This window comes from Cyclobacterium qasimii M12-11B, assembly GCF_000427295.1.
GTDB lineage: Bacteria > Bacteroidota > Bacteroidia > Cytophagales > Cyclobacteriaceae > Cyclobacterium > Cyclobacterium qasimii.
In genome coordinates this window covers 48,322-71,479 of sequence record NZ_ATNM01000114.1, presented here as the reverse complement: position 1 = coordinate 71,479, position 23,158 = coordinate 48,322, and the positions used below count along the sequence as shown (strand labels likewise).

Annotated in this window: 23 protein-coding genes and 1 pseudogene; 3 read left to right on the top strand and 21 right to left on the bottom strand. The window is 39.5% G+C overall.

Annotated features, from left to right (window positions below):
* Nucleotides 1–136: 136 nt before the first annotated feature.
* On the top strand, nucleotides 137–889 hold the full coding sequence (locus ADICYQ_RS13715) for a glucosamine-6-phosphate deaminase (protein ID WP_020890371.1): 753 nt from the start codon (nucleotides 137–139) through the stop codon (nucleotides 887–889).
* A gap of 175 nt (nucleotides 890–1,064) precedes the next feature.
* Here ADICYQ_RS13715 and ADICYQ_RS13710 read toward each other — a convergent pair whose 3' ends face one another.
* The 13 genes and pseudogenes from ADICYQ_RS13710 to pdeM all read right to left on the bottom strand — a co-directional run bounded on the left by ADICYQ_RS13710 (nucleotide 1,065) and on the right by pdeM (nucleotide 12,571).
* Complete coding sequence (locus tag ADICYQ_RS13710) at nucleotides 1,065–1,661, bottom strand: nucleotidyltransferase family protein (RefSeq protein WP_020890370.1); 597 nt, start codon at nucleotides 1,659–1,661, stop codon at nucleotides 1,065–1,067.
* Between the two features lie 5 nt (nucleotides 1,662–1,666).
* Complete coding sequence (locus ADICYQ_RS28650; protein ID WP_020890369.1) at nucleotides 1,667–2,512, bottom strand: SGNH/GDSL hydrolase family protein; 846 nt, start codon at nucleotides 2,510–2,512, stop codon at nucleotides 1,667–1,669.
* A 14-nt stretch (nucleotides 2,513–2,526) separates the two neighbouring features.
* Nucleotides 2,527–3,132: a hypothetical protein gene (locus tag ADICYQ_RS28645; protein ID WP_020890368.1), complete on the bottom strand. Its 606-nt coding sequence runs from the start codon at nucleotides 3,130–3,132 to the stop codon at nucleotides 2,527–2,529.
* Nucleotides 3,133–3,144: 12 nt separating this feature from the next.
* Entirely contained in the window at nucleotides 3,145–6,036 is a 2,892-nt protein-coding gene (locus tag ADICYQ_RS13700) for a TonB-dependent receptor (protein WP_020890367.1), read from the bottom strand.
* 517 nt (nucleotides 6,037–6,553) lie between these two features.
* Complete coding sequence (gene gldC / locus ADICYQ_RS13695; RefSeq protein WP_020890366.1) at nucleotides 6,554–6,892, bottom strand: gliding motility protein GldC; 339 nt, start codon at nucleotides 6,890–6,892, stop codon at nucleotides 6,554–6,556.
* 60 nt (nucleotides 6,893–6,952) lie between these two features.
* Nucleotides 6,953–7,621, bottom strand: coding sequence for a 3-oxoacid CoA-transferase subunit B (locus ADICYQ_RS13690; RefSeq protein WP_020890365.1), 669 nt, complete (start codon nucleotides 7,619–7,621; stop codon nucleotides 6,953–6,955).
* A 12-nt stretch (nucleotides 7,622–7,633) separates the two neighbouring features.
* Complete coding sequence (locus ADICYQ_RS13685) at nucleotides 7,634–8,329, bottom strand: CoA transferase subunit A (protein WP_020890364.1); 696 nt, start codon at nucleotides 8,327–8,329, stop codon at nucleotides 7,634–7,636.
* A pseudogene (gene ribF / locus ADICYQ_RS13680) lies at nucleotides 8,319–9,178 on the bottom strand (riboflavin biosynthesis protein RibF); the annotation flags it as partial. The gene ADICYQ_RS13685 and the pseudogene ribF, both read right to left, overlap by 11 nt.
* A 79-nt stretch (nucleotides 9,179–9,257) precedes the next feature.
* Nucleotides 9,258–9,947 (bottom strand): tRNA pseudouridine(55) synthase TruB, encoded by a 690-nt coding sequence (truB, locus tag ADICYQ_RS13675; RefSeq protein ID WP_020890361.1) that lies wholly within the window; start codon nucleotides 9,945–9,947, stop codon nucleotides 9,258–9,260.
* Nucleotides 9,947–10,741 carry an undecaprenyl-diphosphate phosphatase gene (locus ADICYQ_RS13670; protein ID WP_020890360.1) on the bottom strand — a complete coding sequence of 265 codons (795 nt, stop codon included), beginning with the start codon at nucleotides 10,739–10,741 and terminating at the stop codon, nucleotides 9,947–9,949. The genes truB and ADICYQ_RS13670 overlap by 1 nt, the downstream gene beginning before the upstream one ends.
* 5 nt (nucleotides 10,742–10,746) lie before the next feature.
* On the bottom strand, nucleotides 10,747–10,950 hold the full coding sequence (locus tag ADICYQ_RS13665; protein ID WP_040416275.1) for a DUF3098 domain-containing protein: 204 nt from the start codon (nucleotides 10,948–10,950) through the stop codon (nucleotides 10,747–10,749).
* A gap of 4 nt (nucleotides 10,951–10,954) precedes the next feature.
* A complete protein-coding gene (locus ADICYQ_RS13660) occupies nucleotides 10,955–11,845 on the bottom strand; it encodes a cell division protein FtsX (protein ID WP_040416273.1) in 891 nt (296 codons plus the stop codon).
* 42 nt (nucleotides 11,846–11,887) lie between these two features.
* Nucleotides 11,888–12,571, bottom strand: coding sequence for a ligase-associated DNA damage response endonuclease PdeM (gene pdeM / locus ADICYQ_RS13655; protein WP_020890357.1), 684 nt, complete (start codon nucleotides 12,569–12,571; stop codon nucleotides 11,888–11,890).
* Nucleotides 12,572–12,847: 276 nt separating this feature from the next.
* Between pdeM and ADICYQ_RS13650 the strand changes: the two genes are divergently transcribed.
* Nucleotides 12,848–13,477 carry a hypothetical protein gene (locus ADICYQ_RS13650; RefSeq protein ID WP_020890356.1) on the top strand — a complete coding sequence of 210 codons (630 nt, stop codon included), beginning with the start codon at nucleotides 12,848–12,850 and terminating at the stop codon, nucleotides 13,475–13,477.
* Here the strand turns inward: ADICYQ_RS13650 and ADICYQ_RS29770 are convergent.
* The 3 genes from ADICYQ_RS29770 to ADICYQ_RS13635 form a co-directional block, all read right to left on the bottom strand.
* Nucleotides 13,452–14,018, bottom strand: coding sequence for a c-type cytochrome (locus ADICYQ_RS29770; protein ID WP_020890355.1), 567 nt, complete (start codon nucleotides 14,016–14,018; stop codon nucleotides 13,452–13,454). The two genes, ADICYQ_RS13650 and ADICYQ_RS29770, sit on opposite strands and share 26 nt — an antisense overlap.
* A 181-nt stretch (nucleotides 14,019–14,199) precedes the next feature.
* Complete coding sequence (locus ADICYQ_RS26090) at nucleotides 14,200–17,298, bottom strand: PVC-type heme-binding CxxCH protein (protein ID WP_316929308.1); 3,099 nt, start codon at nucleotides 17,296–17,298, stop codon at nucleotides 14,200–14,202.
* A gap of 21 nt (nucleotides 17,299–17,319) precedes the next feature.
* Nucleotides 17,320–18,873 carry a sulfatase family protein gene (locus ADICYQ_RS13635; protein WP_020890352.1) on the bottom strand — a complete coding sequence of 518 codons (1,554 nt, stop codon included), beginning with the start codon at nucleotides 18,871–18,873 and terminating at the stop codon, nucleotides 17,320–17,322.
* Between the two features lie 257 nt (nucleotides 18,874–19,130).
* Between ADICYQ_RS13635 and ADICYQ_RS13630 the strand changes: the two genes are divergently transcribed.
* Complete coding sequence (locus tag ADICYQ_RS13630) at nucleotides 19,131–20,018, top strand: LamG domain-containing protein (RefSeq protein ID WP_020890351.1); 888 nt, start codon at nucleotides 19,131–19,133, stop codon at nucleotides 20,016–20,018.
* 104 nt (nucleotides 20,019–20,122) lie between these two features.
* Here ADICYQ_RS13630 and ADICYQ_RS13625 read toward each other — a convergent pair whose 3' ends face one another.
* The 5 genes from ADICYQ_RS13625 to ADICYQ_RS13605 all read right to left on the bottom strand — a co-directional run bounded on the left by ADICYQ_RS13625 (nucleotide 20,123) and on the right by ADICYQ_RS13605 (nucleotide 23,024).
* Entirely contained in the window at nucleotides 20,123–20,635 is a 513-nt protein-coding gene (locus ADICYQ_RS13625) for a hypothetical protein (RefSeq protein WP_146947179.1), read from the bottom strand.
* A 224-nt stretch (nucleotides 20,636–20,859) separates the two neighbouring features.
* Nucleotides 20,860–21,225 (bottom strand): DUF1801 domain-containing protein, encoded by a 366-nt coding sequence (locus ADICYQ_RS13620; RefSeq protein WP_040416269.1) that lies wholly within the window; start codon nucleotides 21,223–21,225, stop codon nucleotides 20,860–20,862.
* Between the two features lie 90 nt (nucleotides 21,226–21,315).
* Nucleotides 21,316–21,717 (bottom strand): hypothetical protein, encoded by a 402-nt coding sequence (locus ADICYQ_RS13615; protein ID WP_200861898.1) that lies wholly within the window; start codon nucleotides 21,715–21,717, stop codon nucleotides 21,316–21,318.
* A gap of 142 nt (nucleotides 21,718–21,859) precedes the next feature.
* Nucleotides 21,860–22,318 carry a DUF1569 domain-containing protein gene (locus ADICYQ_RS13610; protein ID WP_020890345.1) on the bottom strand — a complete coding sequence of 153 codons (459 nt, stop codon included), beginning with the start codon at nucleotides 22,316–22,318 and terminating at the stop codon, nucleotides 21,860–21,862.
* A 124-nt stretch (nucleotides 22,319–22,442) separates the two neighbouring features.
* Complete coding sequence (locus ADICYQ_RS13605) at nucleotides 22,443–23,024, bottom strand: O-methyltransferase (protein ID WP_020890344.1); 582 nt, start codon at nucleotides 23,022–23,024, stop codon at nucleotides 22,443–22,445.
* Nucleotides 23,025–23,158 lie beyond the last annotated feature (134 nt).

Here is a 23,158-nt window from a genome sequence, read left to right as displayed (position 1 = left end):
TAGTGTATACAAGAAGTCCCAATATTTTACCTGATCATAGGTAGAATTCATTTATGATCTTTTTACAATTTGTTTAAATCTGATCATATGATTTTGGGAAAAAATGAATTCAATAATTAACAAATATACCTATTAAATGAAGATTTATAATCGAAAAGACCCATCTGAAATGGGCAAGTTAGCAGGGGATCACGCTGCAGCGGCAATTTTGGAAGCGATCCAAAACAAAGGTGAAGCCAATATTATTTTGGCTACTGGAACAAGTCAGTTTGAAACGATTCAAACGATATTGACACATGAGGATATTGACTGGAGTAAGGTCACCATGTTTCACTTAGACGAGTACTTGGGTTTACCGATCACCCATCCTGCAAGTTTTAGAAAATACCTTAAAGAAAGGTTTTTGGATCAGGTTAAAGAATTAAAAGCTTATCATCTTATTGATGGTGAAAAGGATCCAGCCGAAGAGACCAAGCGCTTAAATGACCTTATTACCAAATCCCCTATAGATGTGGCCATGGTTGGTATAGGTGAAAATGGACATCTGGCTTTTAACGACCCTCCAGCTGATTTTGACATTGAAACGCCTTATTTGGTAGTGAACCTGGACGTGGCTTGTCGTCAACAACAATTTGGAGAAGGCTGGTTTCCAACTTTAGAAGATGTGCCTAAAAAAGCTATAAGCATGTCTATTCAGCAGATAATGAAAGCTAAAAAAATCATCTGCTCAGTACCTGATGAAAGAAAAGCTAAGGCTGTCAAAGCCTGTCTTGAAAACGAAGTTAGTCCGGAATTTCCTGCAAGTATTTTACAACAGCATGCAGATTGCGGTATATACCTTGACGAAGCGGCTGCTTCTCTTTTAGATGCTAGTGTTACAGTAAACTAGTTTCTTTACCTAATTTGTCACAAGTGCATTGCGTTGAAGGTTTGTCTATCAATTAAACCTTAATCATTGCGCTTGTGACGATTTATTTTTTTACTGCCATGGCAAATATCTTTCATGCTCCCCCAAACTAAACGCATGTGTTTGATGCCATTACAATTTCAATTTTCTGTGGTCTCTAGCTGTCAAAATGGCCCCAGTCCGACTTTTTAAGGGCAATCAAATCCGAAGGAGTATCTATATCTATTTTACCAGCTTCAAAATTGACCAACGCCACCAGCTCTGGATTTGACATTAAAATCTTTTTTGCACCTTCCTCATCTGGCATTGCCTCTAACTTATCCAAAACCGACTTGTCAAATATTGCCGGAACTCCAGGCGTGTTATGATAATAAGAGGCAGCTATTGGTAACCGGCTATTTGCCTTTGCATCTAGTAAATCTTGGATCAATTCAGTACCAACCATTGGTTGGTCTGATAAAAGAACCAAAACTTGATCTGGCAGGTCATTTTCCATTAGCATTTTCAGTCCTAATTTTAATGAACTGCCCATTCCCTTTTTCCAATCCAAGTTCACTACCTTTTTTAGCCTTGGATGTGAGGTGAGGGGGTAATTTTTATGCCCTTCAACTACGATTACCGGCCCTTGGGTGGCGCTCAAAGCGATATCAGTAATGCTTTGCAAAAGGGTATTCCCCTTATATTTGATCAACTGTTTGGGTTTCCCTAATCTGCTGGAATTCCCAGCAGCCAAAAGGATGGTACCTGTTTTCATAAGACCTAGCGTGGAAGATCATTGCCCATAAATGCATTTGGATTGGTCATCGGTATGGTGCTATTCCATTTCCCATTGATCGCCGTAATGAAATAGTTAGCTAAAGCCGCGCTTCCTCTTGCATTTGGGTGGACACCATCTGTAGAAAACACTCCGTTAGGGGGGCTTATGGAGTTGGTCAGTGGTACATTATTTGAAGAAATCAGCCCTTTTCCAATATCGTCCATAAATCCCTCCGCATCAATTAAAACCAGTCTGTCAGTGTTAGCGGATACGGCAGTTGCTATAATCTGATTGAATGCTGCAATTTTTTCGGTCATTGCATTTTGTTCAGAAGGGAGCAAAACGTATTCGTCTCCAATGGGAACTGTGACCCCATAGATTAAAGTTGGATCATTTCCGGGCGTCTGACCTAATATTTGTCCGGTAGTAAGTGCAACCTTGTCTTCTGCATTGCTTTGCCTGATTGGGGGTAATCCAAGGCCCGAAAGGTCAGTCAGGGTTTTGTCTTCTATTACAAAACCATTCTGCCCTGTAGTGAAATTTATATTTCTTAGTTCTCTTTCGCTTTCACTAATCATTCCTGCAGCGACTAAATTGCTAAGGGCAGAATTATAGTCATTATAGGCACCATTGGCCAAGTTAGCCAATCCATCCGATAGCGGTAAGGCATTCCATGGTACCGTATTGAAGTATGGGAGTGCATTGATATTAGGAATGTTTCCTATTGCCCCTTTGGCTTCAGGGTTGGCTTGAAGCATGGTTCCCAAAGCAACCTGATAACGTTGTGAAAAATCTTGTTCACTGGTCAATAATTCTGGTATGGCACCCCCTGTAAGCGCATAGGTCAAAACATCATTTTTTCCTAACCAAAAACAAAAAATGTACCTCCATCAGCCATTGCTGCTGCTGCATCTCCGATAGGCGTTGAGGTTCCAGGCGCACTGGCAAACCTTGCATAATAAGGGTTAAACAATGGATGGGTAGGCTCCTGTAAGTTTCCAGAGGCAGGCAGAAGAGCACCTGCCAATGCCAGTCCACTTATTCCGAAATTATTAATGGATAATTTATCCCCAGTATATGGCGTTATTGCATTTCCGGGTACAATTGGTGAGGGTAATATGCTGCCAGTATTTAAATTCACGGTAAGTATTAAACGGCCTAAATTTCCGCCGGTTGGTGTGAGTATTAAATCACCTACTGGTGCATTTATGTCAGGGACATTAAAATCACCTCCGCCAGCTTCTTTCATCTGATTGGCAAGGATAACAGCAAAGGAATTCTGTTGTGACCTATCGTACAATGCTGCATCCATCACACCTGCTGTAATAGAACTTCCGATGGTCACCATTTTGGTGAAATCGGCCTGTCCGGAATCAGGTGATAATTGAGCAGGTTCTGGAAATTCATATTGGCAGGAGAGGAGTAAACCAATGGCCAAATAGGTAAAAAACGTTTGAAATCGTTTCATGATTTTATTGGTTTAGTTTAGCAATTCATCAAATGTGATGGAGAGGTAATAAATGGCTCCTGTGGTAGGTCCACCAAAATTTAGAAAATACCTGTTATTAAGAACATTGGACCCACCTAATTTTAAGATGGATTTCATGCTTTTTACTTTGTAGGATATTTGAGCATCTAAATTATGGATTTCAGGAACATTTCCCCTTGCAAAGCTGGATTCCCATCTAAATGAGGTTTGGTATCGATAGGCGATATTAAACCCTAGTTTATCGGTGAGTTTTCTATTGCCAAAGACGATATTCGTTTTGTGTTCAGGGGTATTGAACTCAGAAAGGTATCCTGCTTCAAATTCAGTTAGTAGCTTGTTGTAATTGTAATTACCTCCTATGGTATAATTACCAGGGAGATTAAAGTTGACACCTAAAACCAATCCGTGGGCACGAACCTCTCTGTCTACAATATTGGTGTAGGTCTGGAAGGTATTCTCTTGTCCTGGGGTGGTCACAGGTGTAAGAAGAGAAGGTGCATTGATGGCATTAATGGCTCCTTCATCGGAATTGGGGTCAGCACCAGGGAATACTGGTCCCGGAGCTTTTCGAATGGCCGTTTGAGAAATGAAATTATTGTATCTATTGTAATAATAAGCGAAATCAATTAGAAGCCTGTTATCCATTAGCAAACCCTTATAGCCAACTTCTATGGCTTTGACTTTTTCAGGACTTAAAGCAGGAAGTGAAGTCACTGGTTCTAATAGCCCTGTAGCAGACGCCCCAATTGGGCTGGCTCCTTCAGCTACTGCCGCAGTATATTGTTGGACAGATGCCAATGAGTACCCATTCTCATATATTTTGTATTTGTCTCTATAATAAGGCAAGCCAGAAATTAGTCGGGCAGAAATTACATTGAGGTCAATGTGTTGGGCTTGAGTAGAAGGCATTCTAAAACCCGTTTGGTAGGACAACCTGAAATTATGATTCTTTTCAGTGAATACTGCCGAAATTCTCGGACTAAATTGACCATCGAAATTCTCGTTTTTATCATACCTTAAAGAGCCTATTAACCTTAACTTTTCCTGTAATAAACGTTTGGACGCTTGAGCATATCCACCTATTTCTGTAATGCTGATGTCGTTTCCATCCCCATCTGCAAATATGGTCCCATTGGACCTCAATTCATAGAGCCTGTAGGCCGCACCTACCTGAAGGTCTATGAAATCCACCTCATTTTTGAAGTCATACTGACCTTCTGTAAGGTACATCCGGGAGCGATCATAAAACAGTGAACCACTAGGGATAATGTCTGCGCTAATGTTCGCTGCTGTTTCATTAAATTCAGTGCTTCCAGGTAAGTACCTGCCTGTATCGGCTTGCTGCCTTGCAAATTGATGGGCGGCAGTTTGTTGCTGAACAGTTCCTAATGTTCCAGGAACAACTTGTTGATTCGCCAGTGCGCCTAAATAATTTAGTGTGTATTCCCCATACCAGGTTGAATTGTCTTTCCAGGTATCATTGATCAGAATACCATTTAAATCTGAGATATAAGACTTGCCTGAATTATCCCTGGTGGTATAAGTTCGAACGAAGTAATTGTCCCCTTTCAATTCCAGCTTGTGCTGGGTAATGAAAAATTCATTTAAGGAGTAGCGTTGTGCACCTGTATAAATAGAAGTACCTGAACCGTAGTTTAAGGAATAAAACAGCTCTGCATTGTCAGAGACCCGGTAATGTAGAGCACCATTTAATTTGTAATTGCGCGCACCATAATCGACCAAGGTTTTTTCTGAGTAGCCTGTTCTGGAAACTACCTGATCAGGAATACTCCCTATATAGGCACCTATCCCTAGGGCATTGGCTTGTTGTTGTATAGCGCTTACATTTCTTAGCAAACCTATATTATTGGACACTTCATCGCCAAAGGTATGAACAAGGTTTGCTCCTGGGTTGAAAGGTAAATCACCTTGGGAAACGGAGTTAAGGTCAGTTTCATTGGTGCCATACCAATCTTCAGCCCGCATCATCGATGCACTTATTTTGAAGGCCCATTTATTGTTAAAAGCCTTGGCATATCTTATTGCCCCTTCATACATAGGTTGTGGCGATCCTGGCTCACCTGGATTTGAGCCGATATGATTGACTCCTTGTTTGTAATAGGCACTTAACCCTTGGTAATCGAAAGGGTCTTTGCTGTTTACCAGAAGGATGCCATTGAAAGCATTTGGACCATAGAGTGCCGATGAGGCTCCGGGTATAAATTCAATGCTTTCTACATCTAGTTCTGAAGGGCCATTGAGATTGCCAATTGGGAAATTCAAAGAAGGAGCCTGTGTGTCCATTCCATCCGTGAGCTGAACAAAACGGGTGTTACCAGTAGAGTTAAAACCTCGGGCGTTTAAGATTTGAAAATTTATGGAAGAACTGGTGATATCTACTCCCTTCAAATTGGATATGGCTTTGTAATAAGAATCTCCAGGCGCTTCCCTTATGTCTAGAATGTCCATTTTTTCAATGGATACAGGGGATTGAAGAATGCTTTCTTCTACCCGGGAAGCAGACACAACTACTTCTTGCCCCAAAAATGTTTGTTCCGCCAGATTGACTTCTAAAGGTGAAGGGTTAGTAGAAGAAATGAGGACTTCCTGACTGGCAAAGCCTACCATTGAAAAGATCAAAGTAAAAGGAGGGGGAGCGTTTACGGTAATAGAGAAATTACCTTTAACATCGGTAATAGTACCCGAAACCTTTCCCTTTACAAGGATATTTACACCTATCAATGTTTCTCCTGTATCCTGGTCTTTAACGGTTCCAGATAGGGTAGTAGATTCCTGTGCAAATGATGTGGCTACAGGTAGGGTTAATAGCCAAATTAATAGTAAATAATAATATAAACCCTTTTGTTGTTGGTTAGTTTTCATGGCACTTTGGGATTAGGTGTCAAATGGGTAATGCAATATGATTTAAGTGATATTATCCTGCTCAATTGTTCTTTGAAACAATATCGCTGAGATGCTCTGCGTATAAATGTGTTCTTTAATCTACAATAAATTTTGGGAATTTATATAATAATAAGTGAGCTAACTTACTGAATATTTATTTTGTAAAAGGAATAGGTGAAAAAAAGTCTCAAATCCATGTGTGTTGATTCGCTAATTTTTTCTTTTAAAAAATTGGCGGATTTTATTGGTTAAAAATTTGCACTACTTTTAGCTTTAAGGACAATAAACGATACTTACAACCTGAATTTTTGGATAGATTTCATATGGGGGCAATGCTTTATTTTTTTATGAATTGTTTTAAAACGTTCTCCTACTAGTTCTTTCTAAAAAATCATTGAACAAAAAAAGGGTTGCAGCAATTGTAATTTGCAAAAAAAAAGGGATAACCCTAAATGGATTATCCCTTTGCTTTCATTCTTAATGAGAATGAAAAAGATTATTTCTTTTCGTTTTCTTCGTTGACATGTTTCACCAAACGGTCACAAAGGGCTTTTATTTCTTCGGAATAATACTCATCTCCAGTACTGTTTAATATATTTTGACCCATACCACCTAGGATGTCAATATAAAATCTTTTCATTTCCGCAACTGACATATCTCCTGTCCAAAGGTCTATCCTTAAGGTACTTTGGTTAAGGTTATCCCAAATATTCAAACTTATGCTTCTTGTTGATTCTTGCCCTTCGGTTTCTTTGTCAGTAGCATCCCACTCTATACTCTTTGGCAGATTACCGTCGTCAAGTGAAACGGTAAATTTGATTTCAGATTTTTTCATTTTCTATAATTATTCTATTAATTCATGCAAAATTAAGAAAGAATTGGCAAAAGGACTTCACTAATCCTGAGCAAACAATTCCATTTCTTTTATTTCTCCCTTGATGACAAGTCTTCCTTCAGTTTTAGCTTTTATTTCTTCAATAGTTACTCCTGGTGCTCTTTCGCACAATTTAAAGCCGCCTTCTGGCAAAATAGTAAATACGCCCAAGTCAGTGAATATCTTCTGAACGCATTTAATTCCAGTTATGGGCATCTCGCAATGCTTGAGTAATTTGGAGCTACCATCTTTGTGACAATGATGCATGGCCACATAAAGTTTGGCCTCTGAAGCTACCAGATCCAATGCTCCGCCCACTCCTTTAATAAGTCCTGAAGAGATTTTCCAGTTACTGATGTCTCCATTTTCTGAAACTTCTAATGCTCCCAGGATGGATAAGTCAATATGGCCTCCCCGGATCATGGCAAATGCTTCTGCTGAATCAAATAAGGAAGACCCCTTTACCATAGATATTGTTTCCTTACTGGCATTGATAATATCAGGATCCATGTCTTCCTTTTCAGGATATGGGCCTATACCCAAAAGTCCATTTTCCGATTGGAAAACCACCTCTAGCTGTTCAGGAAGATAGTTGGCAATCAACGTTGGAATGCCTATTCCCAGGTAAATGTATTGACCGTCCTTGATCTCACTGGCGATTCTCTGAGCTATTTGTTTCTTGCTTAGCATGCTTAGTAAAGATTATTTCCTAACGGTTTGATTTTCTATTCTCTTCTCATAGTTATCTCCCTGAAAAATGCGTTGTACATATATTCCAGGTGTATGAATTTGATTGGGATCTAACTCACCAACAGGTACCAGCTCTTCGACTTCTGCTATAGTTATTTTGCCTGCTGTAGCCATAAGTGGATTAAAGTTTCTCGCTGTTCCTTTATAAATCAGGTTTCCAGCTGTATCTCCTTTCCAAGCTTTAATTAGCGCAAAATCTGCTTTTATCCAACGCTCTAATAGAAATAAACGTTCGTCAAATTCTCTTACTTCTTTTCCATCTGCCACATGGGTGCCTATGCCTGCAGGTGTGTAGAAAGCGGGAATACCCGCTCCTCCTGCTCTGATTCTTTCAGCAAGTGTTCCTTGTGGGATCAATTCTAATTCTAGCGTACCAACTTTATATTGCCTTTCAAACTCCAGGTTTTCTCCAACATAACTGGAGATTAATTTTCTAAGCATGTGTTGCTTTATGAGCAAACCAACGCCAAAATCATCAACACCTGCATTGTTTGAAATACAAGTCAAACCTTTAAGGTTGGTGGTTAGAAGGGCATTGATGCTTGCCTCTGGAATACCACACAGTCCAAATCCACCGATAAGTATAACGGCACCATTCTCTATGTCGGATACAGCTTCTATGCCGTCTTTAACGGTTTTATTTATCATTAGACTTCTTGTTTAAGGTTGAAAAGAAATCTACCACTTGGTTTCGGTCTTTACTTAACTGCATTTTTAATGCCGTAAGGTCTTCGAATTTTTTCTCGGGTCGTAAAAATGCTAACAATTGCAGGTTGATGGTTTTACCGTAAATATTTTGATCGAAATCTAAAATGTTTACTTCAATATTCTTTCGTTCGCCTGATACAGTTGGGCGCATGCCTATGTTAAGCATGCCTGCATAGGATGCATCATCTATTAGGACCCTCACAATATAGGCGCCATCAATAGGGACCAATTTATGAGGTTCATCAAGTTTGATATTGGCCGTAGGATAACCGATTGTTCGACCAATTTTATCTCCTTCTATCACGTTTCCCCGGAGATTATAAGGCCTGCCTAAAAATTCATTGGCCTTCACTATATCCCCTGACTCCAGCGCTTTTCTGATTTTAGTGCTACTAATGCCAATATTGTCTATATCCTCCCGGGGGATTTCCTCCAGGTCAAAATTATAACGATCTTGCTCAGCATCAAGGTGAGCAAAGCTGCCTTCTCTTCCTCTGCCAAATCGGTGATCGTAGCCTATGACTAATTTTTTGTTTTGATTTTGTTAACTAAAATTTCCTCAATAAAGTCTTTCGATTCCATTTTAGAAAACTCCTTCGTAAAAGGTATGCTTAAAAGATGGTCTACACCAAAACTTTCTAAAAGCGCTGCTTTTTCATCAAAACTATAAAGCAGTTTAATTCCATGTGATTCGGGAAACAATACCATTCTTGGGTGTGGCCAAAAGGAGACCAATACGGTTTCTCCCTTAATGGTCCTGGCAATGTTATTGATTCTTTTCAGTATTTTTTGATGCCCCAGGTGTACTCCGTCAAAAGAGCCAATGGTAACTACAGGTTTTTCTATGTAAGGAAAATCATCAAGAGATTTATAAATTTTCATTTTGCTCTTTTTTGATTTTGTCTATCAATTGGTCAAGCTCCCATGCCTTTTCAAGTTTGTAATCACCAATTGCATCACGAGTAAGTGCTGACATATAAGCGCCTACTTCCAGCGCGTCACCTAGGTCCCTTGCCAAACTTCTAATATAGGTGCCTTTAGAACAAACGATTCTGAAATGAATTTCAGGAAGTTCAATTCCTGTTATTTCAAAAGTTTCTACCGTAACAGGTCTTGGGTCTAGGATTACGGTTATGCCTTTTCTCGCTGACTCATATACTCGTTTTCCATCCTTTTTAATCGCAGAATGATTTGGAGGAATTTGCATGATGTCGCCAGTTAGCGTTGCAACAGCTTTTAGAATTTCCTCTTTTGTCAAATGGTATGGGTCTGCAACGGTTATTACTTCCTGTTCCAAATCGAAAGACTCGGTAGTTTCACCCAATACAAATGTGCCAGTGTATTCCTTTTTCTGGGCCTGGTATTTTTCTATGTTCTTCGTTTCTTTTCCTGCACAAATGATCAATAGTCCGGTGGCTAAAGGATCAAGGGTGCCTGCATGCCCTACTTTCTTAACCTTAAGTGCATTCCTGAGTTTTTTCACAACATCAAAGGAAGTCCATTGGTAAGGCTTATTGACAAGAAATACTTCTCCGTATGGTTTTTGCTGATTGTCCATTAATAATATGTTCCTGCAACGATGGCTATTAACCCAACTATGACACAATAAACTGAGAAATAGCTCAATTTGCTTTTTCTTACTAATTGGATCATCCAGGTGCAAGCTGCTAATCCAGCGATAAATGCCGCCATAAATGCAATCGCCATGCTTCCAAACTGATCACTTTGATAAGTTAGGTCACCCGATAAAATGTCTTTACCAATTTTCCCTAAAATAAGCGGGACAACCATTAAAAAAGAAAATCTTGCTGCCCTGTTCTTATCTATTCCCAACAAAACGGAAGTGGAGATAGTAGCTCCTGAGCGGGAAATGCCTGGTAGCATAGCAACCGCCTGAGCCAAACCGATTATTACAGCATTGACAAAAGATACTGGCTTCCCTGTATTTTTTGCTTTATCGGCCAGGTAAAGTAAAAGGCCTGTGATCAAAAGCATGAAGCCTACAAAAACCACTTTGCCTCCAAATAACTGTTCTAGTTGCTCTTCAAAAAGTAAACCTACAATCACTGCAGGAATCATGGAAACAATGATTTTCAGAGAAAACATTGTTTCCTCGTTGTTTTTGAATTGAAACAGCCCCCTCAATAATTCTCCAACATCTTTTCTAAACACCACGATTGTACTTAATGCAGTAGCGAAATGAACGACTACAGTAAATAGCAAACTTTCTTCCGGTAATGAATTGCTTCCCAAAAGGGCTCCAGCTATTTCTAAATGGCCGCTGGACGAAACAGGTAAAAATTCAGTAAGGCCCTGAACAATGCCCAAAATAATTGCTTCAAAAATGGTCATTATCTTTATTTGGTTTTATAAAAAATGGCGTAAAATTCAAAAAGAAATCCCGACAATACGACGATAGGACCTAAGGTTAAACCCATAAATCCAAAACCATGAAGGGTATTGTCCATTCCCATAATGGTAAAACCTATCACAATAATGGCTATGCCTATGAGCATAAGCTGGTAATTTTTTTTCGAAAAAGGCAATGGATTGTTTTTCATATTCTTAGTATAATTCGTCCAAAGACATGTTGAGGTATTTGTTGATAGAGCGGTACGTGCTTAACCAGGACATAAGTGCTCCTAATAGAATTAAAGTGCCAAATAACATGGCAAGCAATTCTATATCATAAAGTAATTGTAATCCTTCAATGAAGTTTTTACCATATTCCAAAAGGGTGAAAATAATACCAGAGGCAAATACACCAGCCAAAGCGCCATATAAGAAAGCACGCCATAAAAACGGCCTTCTGATAAAGCCCTTAGTGGCGCCAACCAATTGCATGCTTCGGATTAAAAACCGTTGAGAAAATAGGGCTAATTTTATCGTGTTGCTTATTAAGATAACCACCGTCACCAGTAGAATTAAAATCAAAGCTCCCAAAACAATACCCACTTTTAACAGGTTTTCATTTATTGAAGAAACGACATCTTGCATGTAGGTAACTTCAAAAACACCTGGAATCCCCTCTATCTCTGCTACGATTTTATCAATTTCTTCAGGAGTTTGAAATTCTTCATTGATTGAAAAGGTAAATGAATCTCTAAGAGGATTGTCGTCAAGGAACTTAGTGAAATCCTCGCCTACTTCCTCGAGAAAAACTTCTGCCGCCTCATCCTTACTAGTGAACTTTAGAACTGGTACTTCTTCTTTTTGCAGGACATAGGGTTTTTTACGCATCTGTCCGATGAGCTTGTCTATGTTGGATTTCTCTATTTCTTTGTTTAGAAATACCTGCACCTCTATGTTTTCACGGATGATAGATGTCAGTTTTTTTGCCTGGATGGCAATAACACCGAATAATCCCATCATCAGTAAAGATAGGGTAATGCTGAATAGTACACTGGTGAATTTATAACTCCCCAGCCTCGTTTTTTTTCTCTTTAATTTGGCCATCACATAATAATGTGTTTGTCAAAATTAATCAGGTATATTTACTTAACCAACCTTATTATTTAATTTGATTGGAATTACCCTTTCTGGGGTGGTCACCATGACGCTTTCAGCGCTATTTACATCCATGGAAAACAAGCCAGTAAATTGCCCAAAAGCAGGCATGATTAACGAATTGTTTTTGTAATAAAAGGCCGGTAGCCTGAACCTTTGTTTACTGTTCTTTTTCAAAACAATGCCAGGGTGAATATGGCCACAGATATTTAATGTATCCCTTGCAAGGCCTTCCTGAGGTTTATGGCTTAACAGTAAATCACCCAATTTTAAGCCTCCTGAATGTATTTCTAATGGACTGTTTTTGTATATACTTTCTGGTAAAATGTCATGATTACCCAAAACTAGCTGAAAGCTGATATTTGGGTGAAGTTCAATGAACTCAAGTAGGGTAAACCAGCTTTCATTGGCATCACTATGGAACAAATCACCTAGAAAGATGACCTTTGAGGCCCCTGTGCTGTCCAATAATTGATGAATTCGCGCAAAATCTTCTAAATGAATGTTTTCAGGAACAGGAATACCGGCCTTGCGAAAATGAGCGGCCTTGCCAAAATGCGTGTCAGCCAATAAGAGGGTATTCTCCTTCACTAAAAAAATGGCTTTCTCCTTCAATAAATGAAGGGTTGCCAGCTCATGGTTCCAAATGTATTTTCCGTTGTCGGATGCTGTCAAAGTTTTGTAATATTTTGCTCACAAAGTTACTTTTTTCTTTGGGTAATGAGACATCCTTTACCAAATCTTAAGTTTTAAAAAGTGGTTTAAGTTTTTCATTTGGGTTATTGGTCAGTTTAAAATGAAATTACGAGTAGGTCGACTCTTAACTATTTTGACTTGGGTCATTTCATTCAGGAATTTATTCTCAATCACAATTGGAATAAAAATTGTCTTTGCATTGTAGTCATCTGAAAGTCAAAACATTTGAAACCTGTATTTTAGTAGATAAAAAAAATGAAGAAAATAAGCATTACCGTCCTTTTAAGCTGTTTATTGATTTTGTCTGTCAAAAATGTTTTCGCCCAACAAATTGAAATCAGTGGTGGACTTACCCAAAAGGTATTGCTAGGTCAGCAAAAGGATGTATTTAATCCTGCAATAGGCTATGAGTTAGGCCTCAATCACCATGTCAACGATTACAGAATGGCACATTCACTGAATTATGGCCTTAATTTCGGGCTTTTTAATTTGAACAGGGTCATTAATGATGAAGGCTATTCCTCTCAATACCAACAATTGTTTGAGACAAAAGCTTTGTTTCGCTATGATTATTTTATCAATGATCACATTTCCCTATTCTCTGGTGGAGAAGCAGGTTTTCAATTTATAAATCTAAAATCAGATCAGAAGGTGGTCATATCTTCCCAAAGAGCAACTAAGGTTTTCACCAAAGCTATTCTTGCACCCCAAATAGGAGTGAATTTTGAATTGAACCCAAATCTGGCCATCTATTACAAGTTGACTTATGATTTGGGTTACTACATTGGTGATCAGCCTGATTGGGGAGGGTTGACCTCAAAATGGAACCATCTGTTGACCAATTCAGCAGGAATCAGAGTTAAAATTCGCACTGGCTTTTATTAATTAATTTTTTTGGACTTTTTAAATAGGCCATTAAATCAACCACCTCTTTGTCGGAAAGTGATTCAAATAAGCCTGGAGGCATTAAAGAAACATTGGTTACCTCTTTGTTTTGAATCGCTGATTTATTGATCTTCACAGGTTCTTGTCCAGCAATTTTTAAAGTAAGTTGCTTGGGATTTTCTGCTACCACATTGCCTGTATAGGTACGTCCGTCCATTGTCGTGATGACCACCAATTTATAGGCATCTTGAATTTCAGCACTTGGCTCAAGTACATTCAAAAGGATATAATCTGTATTTGCCCGATTAGAACCGGTTAGGTCAGGACCAATCTCAGCTCCCTCTCCAAACAGTTTGTGACAAGTGCCACAAGATTGTGTAAAAAGCTGTTTTCCAGCCTTAAGGTCTGCTTTCGCCATTGCACCTGTTGAAAGGATGGATCGGTAGCGGTCGTATGCAGCCGCATCATTGGGTACATGCTCTATGGGACCCCAAAATTCCACAAACCCGCTACCTATTACCCGGTGAAGCTGCCTGGCCAAGGTAACCGGAATTTCTTTTTGACGATATTCCCCGCTTTTATTTCGTCCAAAAGTAAGTTGCCATACCTGGGTCGTGCGGACAGCGTTTGGAGGATAGCTATTTGCTCCTCAGTTGAAGCATTAGGGTACATTTTTATCAATGCTTTGCCCAAATCATCGTTATCGAATGCTGCTGCCGACTTTATAGCTGTTGTGCGTAAACCACCGTCTTTAAATAATTCAGGTAGTAAGGGTGCAAGCTCATTTTTTGTCTGGCGGCCAATAATTGTAAGGACTTTATTTTGTCTTCCTTACTTACGGAACTGTTTTGTAGATTGGCCAGGGCTTTTTGAGTGGCTTCAGCATCACCAAAGAGTGCACTAATGTCGGCTGCAAGCTTGGCAGTCGAATTGTCGCCTTTTAATTGACGTTCCAGTGTTTTCCAATTTTCAGGCACACTTAAATCCGTTCTTCCTTCCATTCCACTGATCATACCCTCAAGTAATAAGGTTTTATTGGAGGTGGATTTCTGGATGATAGCAACAAGAGGGTTTAGTTGGTCCCCATCCACTGCTCTTCTCGCCATGTAGCCAGTAAGTAATGGAATTCCTGAATGATTGGCCAATGCTAAGAATCTTTCAGCATCCTTTTCAATAAGGTCTGATATGCCAAACCAAATTAACTTGGGGATATTGTGGTCATTGCTGTCCTCTTTTCTGGTTAATAAATCAGTGGCCAGGTCCCATTTCCAGTTTTCAGGAATCCGTTGTAAAGCCGAAGCCAGGTAAAGCCGTACAGTAGGGGAGGGATCACTTTTGGCCATTTCCAAAAACAATTTACGGGCCTCTTCTGGTGGGTTTTTACTTTCACAAAGCAGTTGAATTGACCAGGAACGTACGTAGGGGTCAGTATCACTTAGGTTTTGAATCAGATCATCGGTTTGCCAACTGCCTGTTTGATGTAGCGTCCAAAGTGCCCTTAGCCTGAAGTCGGGATGTGCTTTATTGGCAAACAGTCCTTTTAAGGCTTTTATAGCATTTTCTTCTAATTCACCTGTAAACGCTCTTTTCTGAAGGATACCTCGGGCTCTTCTTGCATGCCAGTCACTCTTGCTGCTTTGCAATTCTACCAGTTCCAGATCAGAAAGTAAATTGAGGTCTGAATACCGCCCTTTCCAGTTTTCTGCCAAGCTCTTTTCAGGCATAATTCTAAAAACCCTTCCTGTTTCACCGTTTAGGACTTCTTGTCCACAAATATCTGCATCATGCCAGTCCAATACATAAACGCCGCCATCAGGGCCTACTTCCATACTAAAACCTACCCACTGGGCATTATTGGCCATTAAGAAATTATCAGCATGTTTGCCTATAAAGCCCGAACCACTTGGTACCAGCTTGTCCGTTAAAACAGCATGTTCGTGGATATTGGCCATAAAAACCTTCCCCCTTTCTTCCTCAGGAAAGGCATCTGACTGGTAGATTCGAGCGCCACCGTGGGCGGAACGATGACTGTGATCGGTGATTGTTTTTATGTCCTCATATATGTAAGGATTAAAATGTTGTCCTCCCTGTCTATGATAAATCCCGCCAGGGACCACATGCCAGAGGTGGGGTATTACGCATGCTGACATAATGATTTGGCCTTTGGCATCGTAGTCGATCCCCCAGGGATTACTAAATCCGTGAGCCACTACTTCAAAATTGTGTTTTGTGGGATGATACCTCCATACCCCACCATTAATGTCTACCCCATCTGCTTCAAGGAGGTCTTCGGGGAAGGGGTCTTTGTGGTAATACAACTTTGTTTTTTCCTCCTCAGTGGGTTTTCTTATTTTGGAAGGTGTGGCAAAACCTTGAAGACCATATAGCCAGCCATCAGGCCCCCAATGTAGGCTGTTTAAGGTTTCATGTCGATCTCTGATGCCCCATCCAGTAAGTAAAACCTCAATTTCATTTACATCTGCTTTGTCATCCTGATCTCTGTCCGGAATAAAAAGGAGATTAGGTGGTGCTCCCACATATACGCCATCAAAACCCACCGCCAATGCAGCAGGGAAGGCCAGACCTTCCATAAAGATTTTCTTTGTATCCGCTTGGCCATCTCCATCGCTGTCTTCCAAAATTAGAATGCGGCTATTCCCACTATTTGAAAAACCATGTTGGCGTGATTCATAATCCTTGTTTTCGGCTATCCATAATCTTCCCTTATCATCCCAACAAAAAGCCATGGGTTGGGTGATCATAGGTTCCGAAGCAAATACATTGACCTTAAAACCAGGTTTTATTGTCATTTCGGCTACTGCTTCCTGCGGGTTGAGAAATTTGGCTTTCCTTCCTTCGTCTCTGGCCAATTGCCATAATGAGGCAGTATTGTACTTGCCTTGTCTATCTGTATATTCTGCCCAGGCCTCAGTGACGGCTACATCATTGAATTCTTTGGTGTAAAAATATAACCGATGTTTGATGAGCTCATGGGCACCGCTATCAATTTTCCAATCTTCGTCCCTGGTATAAGAAGGGCCTATACCAAATTGGTTGTCTACCCGCCATTTTTGTGGGTAGCTTTTGTTGTCAGGGTGATCAAATAAGGCAATATTGGCCATGTTTTCTCTACCTTCTACCTGCATTCCCACATTTACCCACATGGAAGGTTTACCTTCGGCCATTTCATTTACTTGGCGGGCAGTATTGGTGATTTCGGCTGTCATCCCGTCTTTCCATGGCATTCTTACAAATAGTCCTCCATAGTCATATTTGCCTATGGTAATGTCTTGCTCTGCCTGACCTTTCCATTCCAGATCCAAAAGGTATTCTTCCCCTTGCGCTTTTAATGTCCAGGTTTGCGTTTCTGTCATTAAAGGATTGCCTAAGCTGTCCAGCATTTCATAGACCGTTTGCCAGGATACATTTTCACCTTCTTCTTCCAATATGTTCACAGCTATTTTTCTCCAATAGTCTGCTCCTGGGTTATGGAAAAAGTCCCTTTGATTTACCCTGGTAAATCCCCAATAGATACCCGTTTGGTGCTTGTGGTGATTGGGGCTTTTTTCTGTCAGTATGCCTTTACCATCTGGAGCTATTATTGGGTGGATGTAGGGTCTGAAATCTGTTTCCACCACCTGCGTCAGTAGGGGTTGGTCCAATTCTCCTTTCCTAAAAACTTTTACTTGTTCATTGGAATCATCAAGTTGGATTACCAGGCTATCAGCTCCGGTTAATGCTTTCGCTTCTTCATTTTTATTGTTTTGTCCACAACCGAAAACAATGAACACAATTAGAACTAGAGGGTAGGTTATTCGCATGGCTTTGGGCTTTGTATTGACTTAATAATTGCTTTTGGGTACGATGACTCCATATTGAGTCTTGATACGTTTCAAGCGATCTGTCATGGCAATCTTAATGGAATCATAGGCAGGTTCCGTGTAAATGTTTTTCATTTCCATTGGATCTTCTACAAGGTCATAGAGCTCCCATTCGTCCAATTCATAAAAATGCATTAATTTATACCTTTCACTTGTAACACCTTCGTGTTTTCTAACACTATGAACAGCAGGGAATTCATAGTAATGGTAATACAAATAGTCTCGCCAATCTTCTGGAGTATTCCCCATCATTAAAGGCGCTAAACTTCGACCTTGCATACGGTCAGGGGCAGGTACTTCTGCCAGCTCCAGAAATGTCTGGGCAAAATCAAGGTTAGAAACCAGTTTATCGTTAGTGATTCCTTTCGGGATTTTCCCGGGCCATTGCATCAACAGGGGAGTTCTGAAGGATTCTTCATACATAAAACGCTTGTCAAACCAACCGTGTTCTCCCAAGTAAAAGCCCTGATCTGAAGTATAAACCACCAAAGTGTTTTCGCTGAGCCCATTTTCTTCAAGATAGTCTAAAACGCGTCCTACATTGTCATCCACTGATCGGATAGTGGCCAGATAATCCTTCATGTACCTTTGGTATTTCCATCGGACCAAATCATCACCCTTGAGGTTTTTAGCTTGAAAATCGGCTATAATAGGATCATAAGTGGCGTCCCAATTGGCGCGTTGTGAGTCATTCATCCGTCCGTAGGTACGGTTGAATACTGGACCTTTTTTATTTTCATCTGTCCAAATCTTTAAATCAGAAGCCAAATCCATGGTTTTATTTAGGCTCATGTCTTGTGTTTTGGCTGCGGTACCTCTGGTAGCATAATCATCAAATAAGTTATCTGGTTCGGGGAAGGTTAGGTCTTCATAAAGAGCTAAATGCTCAGGACTTTTTTCCCATTTTCGGTGAGGTGCTTTGTGCTGAAGCATGAGCATAAATGGCTTGCCACTATCTTGGTTTTCAGACAGCCAATTCAAAGATTTGTCTGTGATAATATCCGTAACATAGCCCTCTGCTACCGTAGTGTCTGTAGCAGAGATTACATCAGGATTGTAATAGTGCCCTTGTCTGGGAAGAATTTCCCAATGGTCAAAACCTGTGGGTACAGATTTCAAGTGCCACTTTCCTATCAACGCAGTGTTATAACCGTTTTCTCTAAGAAGCTTAGGGAATGTGATTTGACTGCCATCAAATGTATCTGCATTTGTTCTATGCCCATTGACATGGCTATGCGTCCCTGTGAGAACTGAAGCCCTTGAAGGAGCACATATGGAATTGGTTACATAGGCTTTATTAAAAAGGATTCCGTTGGTTGCTATCCGATCAATATTAGGAGTGGGAGCCAATTCTGCAAGACGACTTTTATAGGCACTTATGGCTTGAAAGGCATGGTCATCTGTGAATATGAATAGTATATTAGGTTGCTTAGGTGTTTCTTCTTCTGTTTTTGGTTTTTCAGAGCATGAGGCCAGTACAAAAAACAAGAAAAAATAAAGGGCTTCATCATCCAAGACAGGTAAAGTTGTCTTCTCATATTGTTAAATTTTATCTCTTCAATTACAAATATTTAAAGAAGTAAACAATATATAGATTATTGGGTAATATAGGAATTGTTGGTAGTAAAATATTATTACAAAATATATTGTCAATTTTTTCTGCTGTAAATTGCAAGAAGTGAAATGAAATATAGAAAGCGTTTGAGATTGTGGATAGCCTTTGTGGTATCGAGTGCCTTTGTTATATTTGATCAACTAATAATGTATCCATCATGAAATTTCCTCAATTCGCTTATTTTTTGTTTTCGTCTCTTTTTCTACTCAGCTGTAAGGAAAGCAATCACTTGACCCAACTTCAAGAAAGGGACGGCCTTGTAGCCGCCTGGGGTTTTGAAGAAGAGGCAGGTCAGGAAAGATTGGCTGTAGGTAAGGGAGAATTTCCACTCAAGGAAATGAATGGAAAAGTGGAAAGAGTAGCTGAAGGGCCTTTGTCAGGATATTCAGCCAGAATGGAAAATGAGGCTTTTTTCTCTTTGCCTCATGAAAATACGGGTGAACTCAATATTCATGGTAAAAATCAAGGTGTTACAGTAATGGCCTGGGTAAAGTGGGAAGGAAAAACTGGATTTGTCGGTGGAATGTGGAATGAATACACGGATGGAGGCAAGCGCCAATATGGACTTTTCGTAGACCTCCCGCATTACAATGGTGGCTCTCAGGTATGCGGTCATATTTCTTATACAGGAGGTCCAACGCCGCCTTTCCCTTTCAGTTGTGACTATGCAGCAAGTAAGCAGGAATTGACAAAAGGGAAATGGCACTACATCGCTTTTACCTATGACGGTGAATTTATAAAAGCCTATTTGGATGGTGAATTTCAAGAAAGAGCGCCTGAGCCTATCAAAAACACCAAAGGATTTGAAGGCATTCCTGATGGATTGGTTCATTCCAAAAACCCCTATCTATTTGAAGAAGGCATGGGAAACAATGGTTCCGATTTTACGGTAGGGGCTGTAGTCCTATCGAGAGGAATGGGGAATTTTTTCAATGGACAAATTGGAGGCTTGGCTGTTTTTGACAGGGTTTTAGATGAGAAGGAGATAGGTGAGATTTTTCAGCAAACAATGGTTGAAAATGGCTTCACGGCAAAAGCGGATTAAGGCAGTTCAAATGGTCTAATTTATTTTGCCTTAAATTCAACATGGGTATTTGTCAGGTACTTTAATCTATTTCCTAAATTAAGATTTTATTGTATTTAGCCTCTTCACATTGATGGGAATGTCTCGATTTCATCTGCCAAAAGCTTTTCCGAAAGTAATTTCAACTTCTTTTTAGCTACAGATTTATCGGTATAGGAAAAGGTATAGGTAGGATATTCAGGAGAAAAAAAGAGGATGATTTCATAACTGGATTTAATGGTGCTAAAGGTCGGACTTATTCCATTAGGTAGATTGGTTGTTTTTTGCTCAATGGGTACTAATTTAATGGCTTTGACTGGCGGAAGCTTTTTCCAATCCCCAGTTTTAAAACCGCAAAAAGAGAAGTACTCTTTAATCTTCTTTTCATTCAAGTCAATCAATGTACCCTCATAGGTATTGATAATAAGGAGTCCGGCGATAAATGCACTGATACCAACCCAAAGGGTTTTCTGCAATTCCCCCCCTGTCTCAATGAAAACGGGACTTAATAAGACGAAAATGCTAGTCAATAGTAGGATAGCACCCAATAAGTGTATGCCGTTGCGAAGGTCTCTTCGCTTATAATTATATAAGTGCATGTTTCGTCCTTTTTGGGTAGCTGGTAGAATTAACTACTATAATAGGTTATTCCTGTGGGAAATAGAAATGTATAGTGAAAACTTTATCTTTTTAATGGCTTTAATTTTATCGGTTTAATTATGAGATAAAGAGTCGTATGCTGAATAATATAAATTATATTTCAGGACAATAGCTTAGCTATTTCTGCTACAAAAAATTCCCTACCGAAAACCAAATACTACACTTATTTGGTTTTGATGGTCCCATCTTTATATAGGGCAATCATGCTTCTAAGTATCTCGCCAATGGTTTCAATGTCAATGTCCAGGTTCGGGTCAACGCGTAAAATCTTCATCCGACTTCGATTGCCTTTTTCAAGTTGGGGGTGGTGAATTCTATTTCCCTCAACAATCCCAATATAGGGCCCATTTGTTTTCTTGTCTTTCCACAGGTAACAACACATTTTATTCTTATAGCTAAAAAAGGGCATGCCGTATTTCAAATCAGTGCTGATATTTGCATCCATTGAAAGTATAAAATTACTTAATGCAAAATAAACACTTCTCTCAGGTTCAGGTGTGTTGTGGTAAAAGGAATCTATTTTCTTCAATTGGCCAGAGGGTTGATGGATGGCTTAAATAGTATGGGATAAATTTTTTGTACGGATCGAATGATTATAGCGTATTTCATTTTTTAAGTCTTAATCAATTGACTCAATATGTAATAAATGCATCAGCCTGTGCGCAAAAGGTGCAAAAAAAATGGCGACAGTACTTAGAAATATCACACCGCTGAAAAGGGCATACCCAGAAGCAAAAAACTTGGCAGCATCAGTAGACATTTCATCAATAGGTCCCATTCCAGTCAAAATCATGGATGCATTGTACAAACTGTCGATCCATTCCAACTCACCTATATAGTGGTATCCAAGTATGCCTATTCCCAGGGATACTATAAGAATAGCAAAAGCAATGGATCCATAACTGAAAACTCGCTTAACAAAGTCAGGGAAAGGTAAAAGATTTTTATTTGTAGGTCTTACCATCTTTAAATTATTCTTTGCCTTACCAACTTCTTTATAACAGGTAATAGAAACTTTCACCTACCCAAATTTATAAGGATTTGGCAATTCAAATGATGTTTCCTCAATTGAAAGTTGCTGAAGGGATTAAATTCCTTTACCTGGACCAACTCATTTTGGTCGGGCCGATAGATTGTGGCAACAATGCATTTGGTGAAATTATTTAAACCCCAAATTGCGTCATGTGGTGGTCAAGATGCTTGTAAAACATATTGTTCCATTCTACTTTGCTAAGCTTGCCAAATGAATGAGATTCCTTGTTATCAAAGCTGTTTTCACCTAGTTGCTGTGTTTGATTCAGGTAATCAATAAGTCTTTTACGTTCTAAATCAAAATCCCTGGAATCAGTTATCAAGAAAGCCGGAGCTGTTTGGGAATTGCGTTTGTATGGTTTCTCGCCTACAACAATGTTTTTTACGAAAGTCTTTAAAATGAACTTCATGAAAAAATTTGGTTTGGGATGTTTGTCCTCGTACAGCATTTCATAAGTGACGTTGCAGTGGGCAAGCATTTGAGGAGCCGACATTTTACCCCAATCAGGTTTTGTGTCAGCTTGCAGCTTATTGATTCGTGCAATCATTTCATCTGTCACACTTCTATTAAATACATTGGGTAAAGCCATTTTAAAGTCCTTAAAGTTTGAATGTGCTATTTACGATTTTTAGACCAAAGGGAGTTCCTTAAATGTTATTTCTTTCGGTATTTGGATAGGTTTTATATTCGAAATATTAATGTTTTCCCTAGCGCTATTTTATTTTTGTCATGAGAATTACACCAGTTGACCAATTCATTTTGGTTAGGTTAAAGTCTTCTCTTTTCTCAAGGTATTTAATTAAGTTTTCAGCCTTTTCCGCATGTCCTATTGGCCAGTTTTCCTGAAAGTTCATGTCATCAACTATGTACAAGCCCCCTACTTTTACCAAAGACAAGATTTCATCAATCTGGCTGTATTTACCTGGCCATGCATCTGCAAAAATCAAATCGAATTGAGGACCTGAATAGTTGTTTATCCAATTTTCCCCATCTTCACAAAGGATTGAAAGCCTCGGATCCTCACCAAAAAAGCCATTTGCAATTTTTGTTAATTCAGGATCGTTATCGATGCTGGTTAGTACAGAATCTTTATCCAAACCATCTACCATCCAAGCCAAAGACAAGCCTATCCCTGTACCGAGTTCTAATACATTAGCTTTCTGCCTGGAAGATATAAGCGTTTTTAATAAACTACCAATGAATAAATCAGAAGGCATGGTAAAGCCAATTTCCTTTGATTTATCTAAGATCCTGGAATAGACGGAAGGTATGTCTGTAAAATGAGCTTGGTTCATAGGTTTAGATCTAATCTTTTGAATAGGGGTTATTTATCATTCTTTTCCCTAAAATTCAGAAGCCTTTTCTTTAAGACTGCCTGGAAAAGACTTTTCAACTATCTTTTCCAAGCCTTGTAGTCGATCCCGAAGGG